The organism is Mycobacterium sp. 236(2023) (assembly GCF_029623955.1).
Lineage (GTDB): Bacteria > Actinomycetota > Actinomycetes > Mycobacteriales > Mycobacteriaceae > Mycobacterium.
Genome location: NZ_JARSBP010000006.1, coordinates 349178 through 365761 on the forward strand (window position 1 = coordinate 349178; position 16584 = coordinate 365761).

Genomic DNA, 16584 nt, shown 5'->3' on the forward strand with positions numbered 1-16584 from the left:
CGCGAGGCCCGCGGCCGCGATGGCCCACAATGGTGTCGATGGACGCGCAGAAACAACAGCAGTCGTTCTACGACGCGGTGGGCGGCCACGCCACGTTCCACCGGATCGTGTCGCGGTTCTACGAACTGGTGCGCGAGGACGAGATTCTGCATCCGCTCTACCCCCAGGACGACTGGGACGGCGCCGAGGAGCGGTTGCGCATGTTCCTCGAGCAGTACTGGGGCGGTCCGCGCACCTATTCCGACCAGCGGGGCCACCCGCGCCTGCGGATGCGCCACAACCCGTTCCGCATCGGGTATCTGGAGCGCGACGCGTGGCTGCGGTGCATGCACACCGCCGTGGCCGAGATCGATTCGCAAACTCTGGACGACGTGCATCGCCAGGAACTTCTCGCCTACCTGGAGATGGCGGCGCAGTCGATGGTCAACTCGCCCTTCTGAGTGCGAGACGTCAGCGGAGCACGATCGCGGGGTCGCCGCGGCGCCGGTAGACGGTGCCGAACCGGGCGTCGATGCGCAGCCAGGCCGACGTCGCCCGCACCCTGACCACCTCATCCGCGGCGACCGACTCGGGGTCGAACCGGTCCCGCGACGGCGACTGCGGCAGGAACCCCATCGCCGTCAGCGCCAAGACGCACCGCATCGGGACGCCGACGCTGCCGTCGGCCGACGACACGCTCACGACCTCCTGATCGAGCAGGGAGGCCGGCGGACCGTGAGCGCTCGAATGTTCCTTGGCCAGGCTCATACCTCGCTGCGCGAGATCGAGCACGGCGCGCGCGGGGATGTCGTCGAGGTGGACGAATCCGGTGTCCGGCGGCAGTGCCCCACGCCACGCGGAGTCCATCGCGAAGCCCGGGTCGATGTAGCCGTCAGCAGCCATCGCCCGCGCGGCGGGCAACAGCGCATCGGCGCCCGCGCACAGGTCAGCCGGATTGATCCGGCCGGCCACCACCCGGCTGGCAAGCACATCGAAACCCGTTGCCACCCAGGCGACGATCATGCCCCCGGGACGTTCCCGCAGCCGCACGACCCCGGCCTCGTCGAGCCGCAGCGCCCGCTCGATGAAGGTGGCCAGATCCTCGCGATGGGCAGCGTCGACCAGCCACACGCCACGCTCGGTCATCGTGACCAGCGCTGCAGGTAGGCGCGCTGCGCATCGGAAAGCCGCTGCAGCCGTTGCTCTTCGATGTGCACTGCGGCCAGCTGCGTATCGGCGATGACGGCAGGCCTGGAATCGGGCGGGTCTCCGACCGAACGCACCTCGTAGCCGATGGTGAAATCGACCGCGCGAACGCGCTTGGACCACATCGTGACCTGCAGTGGCGAATCGACGAGCCGCAGCTGCGCCTTGTAGGAAATGTTCACATCGGCGATCAACAGCCCGATCGTCGTGATCTCATCACCGAAAGGCTCAAGCAGGAACGGGATTCGGGCCTCTTCGAGGATCGTCACCATCGTCGCGTGGTTGATGTGCTGGTACATGTCGATGTCTGACCACCGCACATGCACCGGCGCCGTAAAGCCGTCCGCGTCCGTCACCCGGTAGATCCCGTTCCACTCGTCCTGGTCATGCTCCGGATCTGGCGAGCCGCGACGGACAGGGTCGCCAGGTCGTGCTCACCACTTTCGTACAACTCGGTCAGCGTGCGCCGCGCACGGCTGATCCGGGAGCTGTTCGTCAGCTCCCACTCGGCGATCTTCTCGGCACCGCTCTCGTCGGGCTCCCCCACCGCCAGCACGTCGAAGGACAATGCGCGCAGCGATCCGTAGATGTCGTCCCGAATCGCCAAGCGCGCCAACGAATGCCAGCGATCATTACGGCTCAGCCGGGACACCGCCGTCAGCAGGCCGTCGGTCCCGAGGTGGTCCATCAACGCGAAGTAGGTATCGGCGACCTCGGCCGGGTCACGGTCGACGATGTCGGCGATGTCGATGACGTCGAGCAGGCTGAACTGGTAGAGACCTGTCGCGACCATGTAGGCGATGTCGTTCGGCACGCCCTGCGCACTGAACTCTCCCGCCTCCTTCTCGACGATCGCCTTGTCGGCGCCGCGCAGCCAGTCCGGCATCCGCGGCGTCAACGCCGCGACCTTATCGGCAAACCTGTTGATCTCGGCGCCCACGGCCAACGGCAGTGGCCGATAGTTCAGCAGCCAGCGCGCGGCCCGGTCGATGAGACGGCGCAGATCCAGAGTCATCCGGTCGGTGACAGCCACCGACACACCGTTGTCTCCTGCCTCCCGGATCTGCCGCCACACCCGGCCGAAACCGAAAATCGCGTCTGCGGCGGCGAAGCTGCGCACGGCATCGATGGGTGCGACGCCGACATCCTCGGTGACGCGGTAGGCGTACGAGATGCCCGCCGTGTCGACGACGTCGTTGACGAGCATCGTCGTGACGATCTCGCGGCGCAGCTGATGCGATCGGATGTCGGTGCTGAACTGCTCGCGCAGCGTCGTCGGGAAGTAGGACGGCAGCCGTACGGCGAACACCTCCTGATCGGGGAGATCACCCGCCAGCAGATCGTCCTTCAGCGCCAGCTTGACGTGCGCCATCAGCGTCGCCAATTCCGGTGAGGTGAGGCCGATTCCGGCTTCGGTGCGGCGCCGGATCTCCTTCTCCGACGGCAACGCCTCCAGTTCGCGGTTGAGACCTCGCTGGTCGACGAAATCCTTGATCATACGGGCGTGCACGTTCAGCAGGCTGGCGGCGTTGGCCCGGCTGGTGCCCATCAGATCGTTCTGACTTTCGTTGTCCGCCAACACGAGCTGGCCGACCTCGTCGGTCATCGACAGCAGCAAGTCGACGCGCTCGCTGGGCTTCACCCGCCCGGCCGTCACCAGCGAGTCGATGAGGATCTTGATGTTCACCTCGTGATCGGAGCAGTCCACCCCGGCGGAGTTGTCCATCGCGTCGGTGTTGATCCGCCCGCCACACAGATCGAATTCGGTACGTCCCAGCGACGTTACTCCGAGGTTGCCACCCTCCCCGATCACTTTGGCGCGCACCTGGTTTCCGTTGACGCGCACGGAGTCGTTGGCGCGGTCGCCCACATCGGCGTCGGCCTCGATCTCGGCCTTGACGTACGTGCCGATGCCGCCGTTCCACAACAGGTCAGCAGGCGCCTTCAGGATCGCCTTCATCAATGCGGGCGGCGTCATGTCGGTGACGCCGTCGTCCAGACCGAGCGCCGCTCGGGCTTCGGGGCTGATCGGGATGGATTTCTGTTCGCGGCTGAACACCCCACCGCCGGTGCTGATCAGCGATGTGTCGTAGTCCTCCCAGCTGGAGCGGGGCAGGTCGAACATCCGCCTGCGCTCCTCCCACGAGGACGCGGCGTCGGGCGACGGGTCGATGAAGATGTGCCGGTGGTCGAAGGCGGCCAACAATCGAATGTGCTTGGACAGCAACATCCCGTTACCGAAGACGTCACCGCTCATGTCGCCGACGCCGACGACGGTGAAGTCCTCGGTCTGGGTGTCGACACCCATCTCCCGGAAATGCCGCTTCACCGACTCCCACGCACCCTTGGCGGTGATGCCCATCGCCTTGTGGTCGTAGCCGACCGACCCGCCCGACGCGAACGCGTCACCGAGCCAGAAGCCGTACGAGTTGGCGACGTCGTTGGCGATGTCGGAGAACGTCGCCGTGCCCTTGTCGGCCGCCACGACGAGATAGGCGTCGTCGCCGTCGCGGCGCACGACGTCGGCGGGTGAGATGACGCCGCCGGTGACCTTGTCGACGTTGTCGGTGATGTCGAGCAGACCCGCGATGAAGAGCCGGTAGCAGGCCACGCCTTCCTCGCGGGTGGCATCGCGGTCAACCGCCGGATCCCCGGTCCGGGCGGGCGGATTCTTCACGACGAAGCCGCCTTTGGCGCCTACCGGGACGATGACGGCGTTCTTGACCGCCTGCGCCTTGACGAGCCCGAGGATCTCGGTGCGGAAGTCCTCCCGCCGATCCGACCACCGCAGGCCACCGCGGGCGACGAAACCGAACCTCAGGTGCACACCCTCGACGCGCGGCGAGTAGACGAAGATCTCGAACTTGGGCCGTGGCAGGGGAAGCTCGTCGATCAGCTGGGGATCGAGTTTGAACGACAGCACGTTCCGCGCCCGCGCCGAGTCAGGGCTGGTGATGAAGTAGTTGGTGCGCAGCGTGGCCTGGATCATCGAGGCGAAGGACCGCAGCACCCGGTCGGTGTCGAGGCTGACCAAGGCGTCGATGTCGGCGGCGACGGCAGCCGCGGCGGCCTGCGCGTCACGGTTGGCGCCGCCGGGGTTCTCAGTGGAGGGCCGGTCGGCCGGAACGAAGATTGCTTCGAACAGTTCGACGAGTGACCGTGCGGTGCGGGCATTCTCGTTCAGCACCGTCTCGATGTGCGACTGGCTGTACGGGAAGCCGGCCTGCTTGAGGTATTTGGCGTAGGCCCGAAGGACCGCCACCTGTCGCCACGTCAGACCGGCACGCAGAACCAACTCGTTGAAGCTGTCGATCTCGGCGTTGCCGTGCCAGATCGCGGTGACGGTATCGGCGAAACGCTCTGCGGTGGCGTCCCTTTCGGGCCCAGCGGGCGCTTTGGGGATGCCCCGGTGCGGCGAGACCTTGAACTGGTAGATCCACACCGGCAGACCGTCGGGCCGGGTCACGGTGAACGGGCGTTCTTCGAGCACCACGACACCCATGGATTGCAGCATCGGCAACAGGTGGCTCAGCGACGCCGTCTGACCACCGAGGTACCAGATGAGGTCCGAGACGTCGTCTGCCGCATCATCGCTGTCGGCGAGCACCAACTTGACCGAGTTGTCCTGCAACTCTTCGATGATCGCGATGTCTTTGAGCGCATGAGCCGGTGTGATGGCCTGCTTGTACACCTCGGGGAACGCCGTCGCGTAATGCTCGGCCACACCCTGATCGATGGGGCCTCCGGCACGGACCGCACCCAGCAGTCGGTCACCCCAGGTCCGGGCCGCTTCGGTGAGCAGGTCCTGGATACGCGACTCGTTGTCCTCCGAGACGTCGATGTCCTTCTGGCGAGAGCCCTCCGGCAGCCGGACCGTGAAATGGACGACAGCCCACGGTGATTCGCTGACACGGGCGGCGTAGTCGATGCTTTCGCCACTGAGCTCGCGGACCAGGATGTCCTGCATTTCCAGCCTGACCGCGGTGGTGTACCGGTCACGGGGCAGGTAGACCAGGCAGGAGACGAAGTGCGCGAGCGGATCGGCACGCATGAACAGCAACGTGCGCCGCCGCGACCCCAGATCCACGACCGCCATCGCCATGTCGAGGAGCTCACGGGCGCTGAGCGCGAACAGTTCCGACCGCGGAATCGTCTGGATGATGTCGAGCAGCAGCTGGCCGGGATGACTGGGATCGCGGTGCGCCATGGCGAGAGCATCGTTGACGCGGCGCGAGACCAGCGGAATCTCCAGCACATTGGCGTTCATCGCCGCAACGGTGAACAACCCCACGAACCGGTGCTCGATCGCGGAGGCGTCGTCACCATCCGGGGACTGCTCCCGCACCACGACGATCTGCGGGTAGGCCCCGTAGCGCAGGAAACTCGGAATCGTGGCCTGCGCCAACGTCAACAGCTCGTCTTTGGAGGTCAGCTGAGGCAGCACGTCCTGGCGCAGCCGCAGCACGCCGAGCCTGCTGGACGTGTCGACGGTCGCTTCCCCGTCACGCACCGGGCAGCGCTGGTAGCCCAGCAGCACGAAGTGACCATCGGCCAGCCAGCGCAGCAGCGCGGCGACGTCCTTGCGGTCCGGGCCCGGAAAACGCCGGCCGGTGTCGGTGTCGAGTTCGGCGGCCAGGATTCGCAGGGCCGCGGCCATGTCGGTGGAATCGAGGGCCACCTGCCGGGCGTCGGCCAGCACGCGGGGCAACAGCCGTTCCGCCTCCGCGAGCGCGTGCCGGTCCACCGAGCTCGCGAGCTGCACGTGCACCCACGTCTCGTCGACCCCGTCGTTGGGCGAAGCGCCCGAGGCGGCCGCGATGTCGAGCAACTGGCCCGACGACCCGCGACGCACGCGGAACACCGGATTCATGATCGCGGTGTAGGCCACGCCGATGCGGTGCAGCAGGACGGTGACCGAATCCATCAGCATGGTCGCGTTGTCGGTGACCACCTGAAGCGCAGGCCCGAATCCCGAATCCGCGGCGTACACGGCGACGTTCGTCTCACCGGGTGCCCGCGTACTGCCGAGTCGCAGTTGCGCCTCGACCAGCGCCGGGCTGTTGAGCCCGTCGCCGCCCTGCCTGCTCAGCGGACCGGTGACCGCACCCTCGGCGCCGGGAGCGCCGCCGTGCGGCCCCCGGTACGTCGCAAGGTAGGCGGGTACGAGCCGATCGATGACTTCCGAAGATCCTGCCGTGCCGTCGATACCGTTGACGGCACCGGGATTCAAGGCTGAATCTGACGACATTCGCCGCTCCTGACTCACACGTGCGCACCGGCCGTCGTTGGCTGCAACCGGGCGCCCTGGGCTGGGTCGGTTACCTGGTCCGCAAACCGAGACTAGTCCCGAGTCAGCTTCCGGTGGGTCACCCTGTGCGGACGCGCTGCATCCGCTCCGAGTCGTTCGACCTTGTTTTCCTCATAGCCACCGAAGTTGCCCTCGAACCAGAACCACTTGGCCTCGTTGTCGCTGTCGCCCTCCCACGCCAGGATGTGCGTGCAGGTGCGATCGAGGAACCACCGGTCGTGGCTGATCACCACGGCGCACCCGGGGAACTTCTCCAACGCGTTCTCCAGCGAACTGAGCGTTTCCACGTCGAGGTCGTTGGTGGGCTCGTCGAGCAGGATCAGGTTGCCGCCCTCTTTGAGGGTCAGCGCGAGGTTCAACCGGTTGCGTTCACCACCGGAGAGCACCCCGGCCGGCTTCTGCTGGTCGGGTCCCTTGAACCCGAATGCCGACACGTAGGCGCGCGACGGCACCTCGTTCTGGCCGACCTCGATGTAGTCCAATCCGTCGGAGACGACCTCCCACACCGTCTTTTTCGGGTCGATCCCGCCGCGGGTCTGGTCGACGTAGCTCAACTTGACGGTCTCGCCGACCTTGACGGTGCCGCTGTCGGGCTGTTCGAGGCCGACGATCGTCTTGAACAGCGTGGTCTTGCCGACACCGTTGGGGCCGATGACGCCGACGATGCCGTTGCGCGGCAACGTGAACGACAGATCTTTGATCAGCTGGCGGCCCTCGAAACCCTTGTCGAGGTGATCGACCTCGACGACGACGTTGCCCAGGCGTGGGCCGGTCGGGATCTGGATTTCTTCGAAGTCGAGCTTGCGCGTCTTCTCCGCCTCTGCGGCCATCTCCTCGTAGCGGCCGAGGCGGGCCTTGTTCTTAGCCTGCCGTGCCTTGGCGCCCGACCGAACCCATTCCAGCTCGTCTTTGAGGCGCTTGGCGAGCTTGGCGTCCTTGCGGCCCTGAATGGCGACGCGCTCGGCCTTCTTCTCCAGGTAGGTCGAGTAGTTGCCCTCGTAGGGGTAGGCGCGGCCGCGGTCGAGTTCCAGGATCCACTCGGCGACGTTGTCGAGGAAGTAGCGGTCGTGGGTGACGGCGAGGATCGCGCCCGGGTAGTCGGCGAGGTGCTGTTCGAGCCACAGCACGCTCTCGGCGTCGAGGTGGTTGGTGGGCTCGTCGAGCAGCAGCAGGTCCGGCTTGGACAGCAGGAGCTTGCACAGCGCGACGCGGCGCTTCTCGCCTCCGGAGAGGTGGGTGACGGGCTCGTCGGGCGGCGGGCAGCGCAGTGCGTCCATCGCCTGCTCGAGCTGGCTGTCGATGTCCCAGGCGTCGGCGGCGTCGAGCTCCTCCTGGAGCTTGCCCATCTCTTCCATCAGCTCGTCGGTGTAGTCGGTCGCCATCAGCTCGGCGACCTCGTTGTACCGGTTGAGCTTGGCCTTGATGGCGACGCCGTCCTCGACGTTCTCGCGGACCGTCTTGGTCTCGTCGAGTTGCGGCTCCTGCATCAGGATGCCGACCGTCGCCCCTGGCTGGAGGAAGGCGTCACCGTTGTTCGGCTGGTCGATGCCGGCCATGATCTTGAGCACGCTGGACTTACCGGCGCCGTTGGGGCCTACAACGCCGATCTTCGCGCCCGGAAGGAAGTTCAGCGTGACGTCGTCAAGGATGACCTTGTCGCCGTGCGCCTTGCGGACCTTCCGCATCGTGTAGATGAATTCGGCCATAGCCTTCGATGTCGCCTTTCTCAGATCTCGGGTCTCGAACGCTGCGCTCAGCGCGGACCTCGCGATAGTCGGCACCCATCCTAGGCGCGGCCGATTCGGTGCTGTTGGCCGCTAGGCGCTCAACGGGAGCGCCTCGGCGTCGACCTCCGATGCCTCGTCCCCGGCCGCGTCTTCGACGTCGGGGCTCGGCTCGGACGCTTCGGCTGGGCTCGCCGGGGCCGGCTCGGGGTGCCTGCGGCTTTCCATCCGGGTGATGCAGCGGGCCAGATCCGGACCCACCGAGGTGGCCCGGACCTCGAGCGACGACCGGCGGTTACCGTCCCGGTCCTCGTACTCGCTGGTGTAGACGTTGCCGACGATGATCACCGGATCTCCTTTCCCGAGGCCCGCGCCGACCCCGGTGATGAGGCGCCCCCAGCAGTTCACGGTCGCGTACAGGGAGTTCCCGGGCTCCCAGGAACCGTCAGCGGCGCGCCGACGGGAATTGCTGGCGACCCGGAACTTGATGAGTTCCTGGTCACCGACCCAGCGACGGTCCGGCTTGGTCACGATGGTGCCGACGATGGTGATTGGCGTCTCGAACATGGTGGTGCCTTTCTCTTTTCCTTGGCTACGGGGCAGGCACCTGCCTGACCCGTCGTTGACACCGCCATTGAGCTCTTCACCGCCGACACCGCCGCGTCGAGAACGGCGCCCAGGGCCTGGGCCTGTGGATGAATTCCGAGATGGGGACAACCCCAGACGCAGTGCGGGCCGGCCAAAGCGTCGATGTGCTGCATCGCTGTCGCCAGGCCGGCCCGTGGTTTGAAACTAGCACAAACCTGAATATGTGAACAGCTGAAAATATGACGTCTGGGTGCGCTCAGCCGCGTTCGCGCTCGCGCCGCGCCAGCTCGGCCAGCATGTTGTTGTAGGCAGCCAAATCGGCGTCGTCGTCGCGGTCGGCTGCCCGGTCGAGCCGTTTCGCGGTGCGGTCATCGGTGCGCCGCCACTGCACGAACAGCGCGATGAGCACCACCACGAGCGGGACTTCGCCTGCCGCCCAAGCAATTCCACCGCCAAGCCGCTGATCGCCGAGCAGATCGGTGTGCCACGGCAGCTGCAGCGAGCGGTAGTACGTCTCTGCGATCGCCGACTGCGTGCCCATCAGGACGACCCCGAAGAACGCGTGTAGCGGCAAAGACGCGAAGACCATGCCCAGCTTGGCGAGATGTGGAATCGGCCGCGGGGTCGGGTCGATGCCGATGACCACCCAGTAGAACAAGTAGCCGCTGAGCAGGAAGTGCAGGTTCATCGCCAGATGGGCGGCATGACTGCCCGCGACGGCGTCGAAGATGCCGCCGAAGTAGAGGCCGTAGAACCCGACGATGAACAGCGCCGTGGCGACGAACGGGTTCGTCAGCACCTGCGAGACGCGTGAATGCAGTGCGGCTAGCAACCATTCCCGCAGGCCGGGTGGCGCGTTGCGCCCAGCGGCAGGCAGCGCACGCAGCGCCAGCGTCACAGGGGCCCCGAGCACCAGCAGGATCGGCGCCAGCATCGACAGCAGCATGTGCGCGATCATGTGCATGCTGAACATCGCCGGCATGTACCGACCGATGCCCGACGAGGTGGCCAGAAGCAGCACCAGACAGCCGAGCAGCCACGCCACCACCCGGCCGGTCGGCCAGGCATCACCGCGATTACGCAGCCTGCGTACGCCCGCGAGATAGACGAGCGCGAACACGATGGCCGCGGTGCCGAAGATCAGGTCGAAGCGCCAGTCGAACAGCACCCGCCCTGCAGTCGGCGGGCCGGCGAGGTCGTAGCCGATCTCGACCGCGGGGATTGACAGGTTCGTGTCGAGCGGAGGCGGTGGCGGAGTACGGCCGAGCGCAACCGCGATGCCGAACGTCACGCCGAAGATGACGGCCTCGACGACCGCGAGCCGAATCAGAGGGCCTCGCGAATCCGGATCGGACTGCAGGGCGGCCACTCCCCTGCGCCGCTGCTGCCAGCCAAGCAATCCGAGCGCCACGAGCGCCACGACTTTGGCGACGACCAGCCAGCCATAGCTGGTGCTGATCAGGTCGGAGGGGCGAACCCGCACCAGCGCGTTGATCACTCCGCTGAGCGCCATCGCCACGAAGCACCACAGCGCGACGGCGGAGAACCGGCGCGCGGCCAGGTCAGCGTGTTCGCCACCGCGCAGCGCATGCACCAGAAGCGCCAGCAGGCCGCCGGCCCACAACGCGCCTGCGACGAGGTGGATCAACAGGCTGTTGGTCCCGACGTCGTGCGAGCCGCCCGCCGACGAGTGCCCGGTCAGCGCCAGCGGCAACAGCGTGACCAGCGACCCGGCGAACAGCATCGGAGTCCATGACCACCGCAGGACCGGGATGCTGACGACGGTCACCAGGACGGCGAACAGGGCCGTCCACCGCCACGCCCCGGCGATGTCGATGAGGCTGGCCACCGACCAGATGTCGGCGAAGCCCAGCCGTGTCGACAACGACTGTCCGCTGACGTCGGACACGGTCAGCGGAACCATCAGTGCCGCGCACACCGCCCAGATGCCGGAGGCGACCGTCCCCATCCGCAACGCGCGATATCCGGCGGCGTCGAGGACCTGGTTCTGCTGCGGCGGCACGAGGAATGCCGCGAGCAGGAACGACCCGACGGCCGCGACGGCTGCCACCTCGCCGGCCGCCTTCACGAACGGAAGCCCGTAGGTGGTCACGGGCCCCGGATCGGGCAGGCCGGTTGCTGTCAATGCATCGGTCAGCGACAGCGCCGACAGTGCGGCGGCGGTCACACCGGCCAGCAGCGCGACGCCGTAGAGCACCGACCACACCGGCGCACGGCGGACGCTGGGGGCGACGGTGTTCATGAATCAAGACTATGGCCACCGCCTGTGGCGGCCTGTCGAGGCCTACACCGTCTCGCGGAGGTCCCTGCGGCTCAGCTCGCGGTCGACGAACTGCTTGCGGGCGTAGCTGCCGACCTTGTCCATGTCGGTGAGGATCCCGCGGAGCTCGTCACGAAACGCCGTTCGTCGTTCGGTGAGGTCGGCGGCCGGCTCGAGCAGCTTCTGGTCGACTGCGACCTGACGGGCGGTGGTGAACAGCAGCGCCGACACCGACTCGTTGCTCTGCACCCGACCCTGCGCCACGTACTGCCGTCCGAGTCCGAGCGCCTTGGTCGTCAGGTCCTTCTCGGAGATCTCGGCGGGCGCGTCGAGCAGGACGTCGGCGACGATCTGGTAGGCCTCGAAGAACGGGCGCAACAGCGGCCCGGCGATCGCAGGCCGCTTCGACCGGAGAAGCGTGTCGATCTGTTCGCCGCCCGCCTCGACGTGGCTCTCCCAATTGGGATGCCACGACATCTCCTCAGCCACGTGCTCGCGGAACGCGGTGGAGTCGGCGAAGTAGAAATCGAACTTCAACAGATCGCGCAACCGCATGACCTGAGCCCAAAAGGCTTCCAGCCGACCCGCTTCCGCCCGCGCGGCGTAGGCGAGCGCGAGTTCGACGAGCGACGTCTCCAGGAACGCGTCGATGAGCGAGTTGCGATAGAACGAGGCCTCCAGCTCATCCTGTGGCGCGATGTACCAGACGGGTTCCGTGCCGCCGTCGATCCGCGTGATCGGGTGCCCGTTCGACAGCGCGTCGACCGCGACGCGCACCCCGTCGGGGGTGCGTAACCGCAACGCGCTGTTCGTCATCGGGACCTGCTTGCGCTCCAGATAGTCCAGCGAGTCCTGCAGCGTATGGTGCAGCTGATCGAGTGTCAGCGCGATCCCGCGGGTGCTCAGCAGCAGTGCCGACACCAGTGCCGTCGCGTTGACCGGCGTGACCTGAAGAATGCGCCACGCCACCTCGAACGCCATCTTCTGCATCGCGAGACGCTTGGCGGACTCGTCGGTGGTCATCGGCCCGTGCGGCTCGCCGAGGTACTCGCGCATCGAAACCGCTTCGGGGAAGCGGACATAGATCTTGCCGTAGTTGCGCTCACCCTGTGCGCGGATGTAGTTGACCATCCACGACAGGCCTTCGGGCGTCTTCTCGCCGCCGCGGGCGTAGCGCGCGTACTCCGCGGTCTCATGCAGCTGGTCGAAGCTGATCGACACCGGCTGCAGCAGGATGTCGTCGCTGCGCCCGTCCAGATAGGCGTCGGCGACGTAGGCCAGCAGACCGAGCTTGGGCGGCAACATCTTTCCGGTGCGTGACCGGGTGCCCTCGATCGCCCAGGACAGGTTGAACCGCTTCTCCACGATGTAGCCGACGAACTGGCGCAGCACGAACTTGTACAGCGGGTCGTCGAGCTTGCGGCGCAGGAAGATCACACCGGAACGACGCATCAGCGGGCCCATGAAGCCGAACGACAGGTTGATGCCGGCGAACGTGTGCACCGGGGGCAGCCGGTTCTCCTGCATTGCGACGGGCACGATCACACCGTCGAGGTAGGACCGGTGGGAGAACAGCAGCACCGCCGGATGCGCTTCCAGCGCATGGCGCATCGCCTCGACCTCGGCGCGGTCGTAGTCGATGTTCGGGTCGAATCCGCGGCTGAAGATCGCGCGCCCCAGCGACGGGATCAGGTCGACGGAGAATCGGCTCCATCCGGTGCCGAGTTCGTCGAGCATCTCGCCGGCCTGCTCGACGGTGGCGCCGGGGATCTGCCCCAGACCTTCCCGGAAGCGCGCCGACGCCAGCACCTCGGGCTTGATCAGCTGGGGTGACTTGTACTCGGGCCCCAGCAGGCGCAGTTCGACGCGCTCGATGGCCAGGGTCGCGCGCCGGATGACGAATCGCGCGAATTCCCTGGGGTTCTCGGCGACCGTCGTCTCGCTCCAGCGGTCGTGCAGCTCGGAGACTTTGGCGGGTTCGCCGGCGACGACGCGGGCTCGGGAGGGATCGCGCTTGAGGATGCTGTGCTGCAGCACTTTCGGCGGGCGGTAGGTGTCGCGGCCGGACAGCAGCGACACCACCTTGGAGCGCGTCGGTAGCCCACCGGGGACCCAGAACACCCGCACCGGAACGACAGAGCGTTCGTCGTCGGCCTCCAACAGCTCGACGAGTTGGGCGAGCTCGGCCGGCGACGGATCGCCGTCCGCGGGCAGCGTGAGGACCTCGATCTTCGACTCGGGATGCGCGTGGCGCTGGGCCCGCAGCCAGTCGCTGAGCAGCTCCTGTTCGGCCGGCGAGGACGCCGCCGCCAGAACAAGGGTGTCACCGACAGCGGAGTAGGCCGCGATGTCGTCGGCGTGCATCTTCATGGCCGCCCCTTGGGAGTCGAGGCCTTCTTGGCGGGCGCCTTGCGCGCAGCCTTCTTCGCAGGCTTGGCCCGCCGGTACAGGTCCGGCAGGTTCAACTCGTCGTGGGGCCAGTCCTTGAGCGTGTCGAGATAGAGCTGACGGACTTCTTCGATGCGCTCGGGCAGGTTGTCGTGTGTCCAGTCGTCGACCGGAATCGGCGGGTAGACAACGACATCGACGGTTCCGGGATTGAAGGTGCTGGAGTCGCGGGCGGCGATCACCTCGGCGTTGCGGATGACGATCGGGACGATCGGGATTCCCGCCGACATCGCGATGCGGAACGGGCCCTTCTTGAACTCCCCGACCTCGGTCGTGTCCAGGCGTGTGCCCTCGGGGGCGATGAGGATCGAGAGCCCTTTGCGCGCAAGCTCTTCGACCTTCCTGAGACCTTCGACGGCCTTCTTGGGATCGTCCCGGTCGATGAAGGCGGCGTCCATGATCTTGCCCATGGTCCCGACGATCGGGTCGTTCTCGAGTTCCTTTTTGCCCACCGACGTGAAGTTGTCGTTGACCAGTCGACCGGCGATCAGCGGGTCGGCCTGGTTGCGGTGGTTGAAGATGAACACCGCCGGCCGTTGCGCGGTCAGGTTGTCCCGGCCGAGGACCTGCAGGTTGATGCCGATGATGTCGAGCAGAGTGCGGCCGAACGTCGACGTGAAGAAGTTGACGCCGGTGCGCCTGTTCCGGGTGAGGATCCCGATTCCGAGCGCCCCTGCGGCAATCGGCACCATGCTGGCGATGCCTGCGGCGGTACGTATCTGGGAGGCCGGGCTCGCTCCGCTACGGCTGCTGAACCGGAGGATGGGCCAGCCGCGTTTCTCTGCGACGGCGGCCATCTTGCCCTCGGGGTTGGTGGGCCGCGGGTTCCCGACGAGGTACATCAGCGCGACGTCCTCGTCGCCGTCGGCGTAGAAATAGCTCTGAGCCAGGTCGATGTCGTTGGCGGCAGCGAATTCCTGTACGGCCCTTGCCTTTCCGGGGCCCCAGATGACGGGCTGCTGGACCTCGCCAGTGATCAGGCCGTCCTCGTCGGTCTCGAACTTGTTGCTCAGCACGTTGTTGATCCCCAGGAAGCGGGCCACAGGTTCGACCTGGACCGTCAACGCGGACGAGCTGAGCACTACGGTATGGCCACGCGCCATGTGCGCGCGAACGAGCTCACGCATCTCGGGATAGATTCTGCCGACGATCTTCTGGACGAACAGCCGCTCGGCGAGCTCGTCGACATCGGCGACGCTGTTGCCGCGCAGCATTCGTGCGCCCTTGCCGATGAGGTCCTCGAACTCGGAGCGACCGAGCTGGTGGTTGAGCCCGGCCTGCACCATGCCGATGAACTCGCCGGCCGACATCTGCCTGCGCCGCAACCGATCCTGCGTCATGATGACGCCGGTGAAGCCGGCGACAAGGGTCCCGTCGAGATCGAAGAACGCGCCGACGTGCGGCCCGGCCGGGCTCGCCCGAACCTCCGCTACCGAACCCGGTAGCCGCATCTGACCGTTGGCCGGTATTTGCGATGTCACTGCGGTCCACTTCCATTCGTCTCGGCGGTGTGTACCAGGGGGGCAACGGTTTCGGTGAAGGTCGCAGGCGCTGCGCGGCCGTCCCCACCCAGCGCGAGGACCTCGTCGAAGCCTGCCAGCAAGCACTGCGCGAACAGATCGGGGTCGGTGATCGACGCGCGGTCATACCGGGCGCTGATGGTGCAGTAGCCCGACCGCGATATCAGCACCACCATCATCGCGACACCGGGCAGCGGACCAAGTCCATACTGGCGCAACACCTTCGCGCCGGCGATGAACGTTTCTCCGGCGTACACGGGAACGTTGCTGGCCTGGACGTCGGAGTTCACGATCGACCCGGCCATCGACTCCAGCACCGAGTCGGGCAGCAGGCTCACCACCGGCGCGATCGCCCCAACCATGTCGATGGCACGCTCGTCGCGTTTGGTCGTCATCTGCTCACGGATGTTCTTGATGCGCACCTCGGGGTCGGACAGTCCGATGGGCGCTGCGAGGTTCACGCCGGCGAATCGGTTGCCGCCCGCGGGATCGGCATCGGAGCGCAGGTTGACGGGGACCGCCATCGGAAGTGTGTCGACGGGAACGCCCTTGGCTTCGTGGTAGAGCCGCAGCGCACCGCACACGCCGGCCAGGTAGGCGTCGTTGATCGAACCGCCCGCAGCTTTCGATGCGCGGTGAAGGTCGCCGAACTCGATGTCGATGGCTTCGCTGCGCGATGACAGGCTGCGGCGCCGCAGGATCGGAGACGGTTCGGCGACTGGCCCGACGACACGCGCCCCGGACATCGCGTAGTCGATGGCGCTGCCCAGACGCGAGACCGGATCGCGCACGACGTGGCCCACCCCCTTGGCGGCGCCGACGACGACGTCGACGACGTTGCCGACGATGGTGCCGGGCAGGCGGTTGAGGCCCCGGCGCATCAGATCGTTCGGCGACAGGTCGGCAGGGACGGGCAGCGGCGGGGCGGGCTGCGGCTCGGGGTCGCGCTCAAGGTCATACAGATTGGCGAACATCTCGACGCCGCCGACGCCGTCGGTGACGGCGTGGCTGAGGTGCACCATCAGTGCGGCCTGGCCGTTTTCCACTCCCTCGATCAGGGTTGCTGTCCACAGCGGCCGCGAGATGTCGAGAGGCGACTGCGCGGCGATCTCGGCGAGATCCATAACCTGACGGAAGGTCCCGGGCTCGGGCACTCGGACGCGGCGCAGGTGGAAGTCGAGGTTGAAATCGGGATCCACCACCCAGCGCGGCGCGGCCGTCGGCAGCGTGGGCGTGACGACCTTCTGCCGCAACCGCAGGACCTTGCGGGACGCGTGCTCGAACCGGGTCCGGAACCTGTCCCAGTCGGGTGTGGTGTCGAGCAGTTCGACGGTCATGATGCCGGAACGGGTGCGGGGATTGGCCTCGCCGCGATGCAGGATCTGGTCGAGCGGGCTGAGTTCCTCCGGTAGTCCGGCCGCGTCCACGTCCATGCGCACCACGCTAGTCGGCGGCTGTGGGACGCGGAGTGGCTTTAGTAGCTGTTGCCACAGCAGTCACAGGTAGCGATCGCGATACACTCCTCGACGC

At 66.8% G+C, this 16584-nt stretch carries 10 protein-coding genes; 1 reads left to right on the top strand and 9 read right to left on the bottom strand.

Features of this window, described 5'->3' with window-relative positions:
* Positions 1 to 38: 38 nt before the first annotated feature.
* Positions 39 to 440, top strand: a complete 402-nt coding sequence (locus P9A17_RS24610) for a globin (RefSeq protein WP_278041362.1) — start codon at positions 39 to 41, stop codon at positions 438 to 440.
* A gap of 10 nt (positions 441 to 450) precedes the next feature.
* Here the strand turns inward: P9A17_RS24610 and P9A17_RS24615 are convergent, their stop codons facing one another.
* The 9 genes from P9A17_RS24615 to P9A17_RS24655 form a co-directional block, all read right to left on the bottom strand.
* Entirely contained in the window at positions 451 to 1125 is a 675-nt protein-coding gene (locus tag P9A17_RS24615) for a hypothetical protein (RefSeq protein ID WP_278041363.1), read from the bottom strand.
* Positions 1122 to 1541 (bottom strand): thioesterase family protein, encoded by a 420-nt coding sequence (locus P9A17_RS24620; protein WP_278041364.1) that lies wholly within the window; start codon positions 1539 to 1541, stop codon positions 1122 to 1124. Before P9A17_RS24620 ends, P9A17_RS24615 begins: the two co-directional genes overlap by 4 nt.
* A complete protein-coding gene (locus P9A17_RS24625) occupies positions 1538 to 6433 on the bottom strand; it encodes an NAD-glutamate dehydrogenase (RefSeq protein WP_278041365.1) in 4896 nt (1631 codons plus the stop codon). Before P9A17_RS24625 ends, P9A17_RS24620 begins: the two co-directional genes overlap by 4 nt.
* Positions 6434 to 6525: 92 nt before the next feature.
* The gene (gene ettA, locus P9A17_RS24630) at positions 6526 to 8199 is read right to left on the bottom strand and encodes an energy-dependent translational throttle protein EttA (protein ID WP_278041366.1); all 1674 of its coding nucleotides are present in this window, start codon (positions 8197 to 8199) and stop codon (positions 6526 to 6528) included.
* A gap of 111 nt (positions 8200 to 8310) precedes the next feature.
* Positions 8311 to 8784: a single-stranded DNA-binding protein gene (locus P9A17_RS24635; RefSeq protein ID WP_278041367.1), complete on the bottom strand. Its 474-nt coding sequence runs from the start codon at positions 8782 to 8784 to the stop codon at positions 8311 to 8313.
* 277 nt (positions 8785 to 9061) lie between these two features.
* Positions 9062 to 11068 carry a cytochrome c oxidase assembly protein gene (locus tag P9A17_RS24640; protein WP_278041368.1) on the bottom strand — a complete coding sequence of 669 codons (2007 nt, stop codon included), beginning with the start codon at positions 11066 to 11068 and terminating at the stop codon, positions 9062 to 9064.
* 42 nt (positions 11069 to 11110) lie between these two features.
* Positions 11111 to 13456 (bottom strand): glycerol-3-phosphate 1-O-acyltransferase, encoded by a 2346-nt coding sequence (locus tag P9A17_RS24645; RefSeq protein ID WP_278041369.1) that lies wholly within the window; start codon positions 13454 to 13456, stop codon positions 11111 to 11113.
* A complete protein-coding gene (locus P9A17_RS24650) occupies positions 13453 to 14985 on the bottom strand; it encodes an HAD-IB family hydrolase/lysophospholipid acyltransferase family protein (RefSeq protein ID WP_278041455.1) in 1533 nt (510 codons plus the stop codon). Before P9A17_RS24650 ends, P9A17_RS24645 begins: the two co-directional genes overlap by 4 nt.
* A gap of 26 nt (positions 14986 to 15011) precedes the next feature.
* Entirely contained in the window at positions 15012 to 16487 is a 1476-nt protein-coding gene (locus P9A17_RS24655; protein ID WP_278041370.1) for a wax ester/triacylglycerol synthase family O-acyltransferase, read from the bottom strand.
* Positions 16488 to 16584 lie beyond the last annotated feature (97 nt).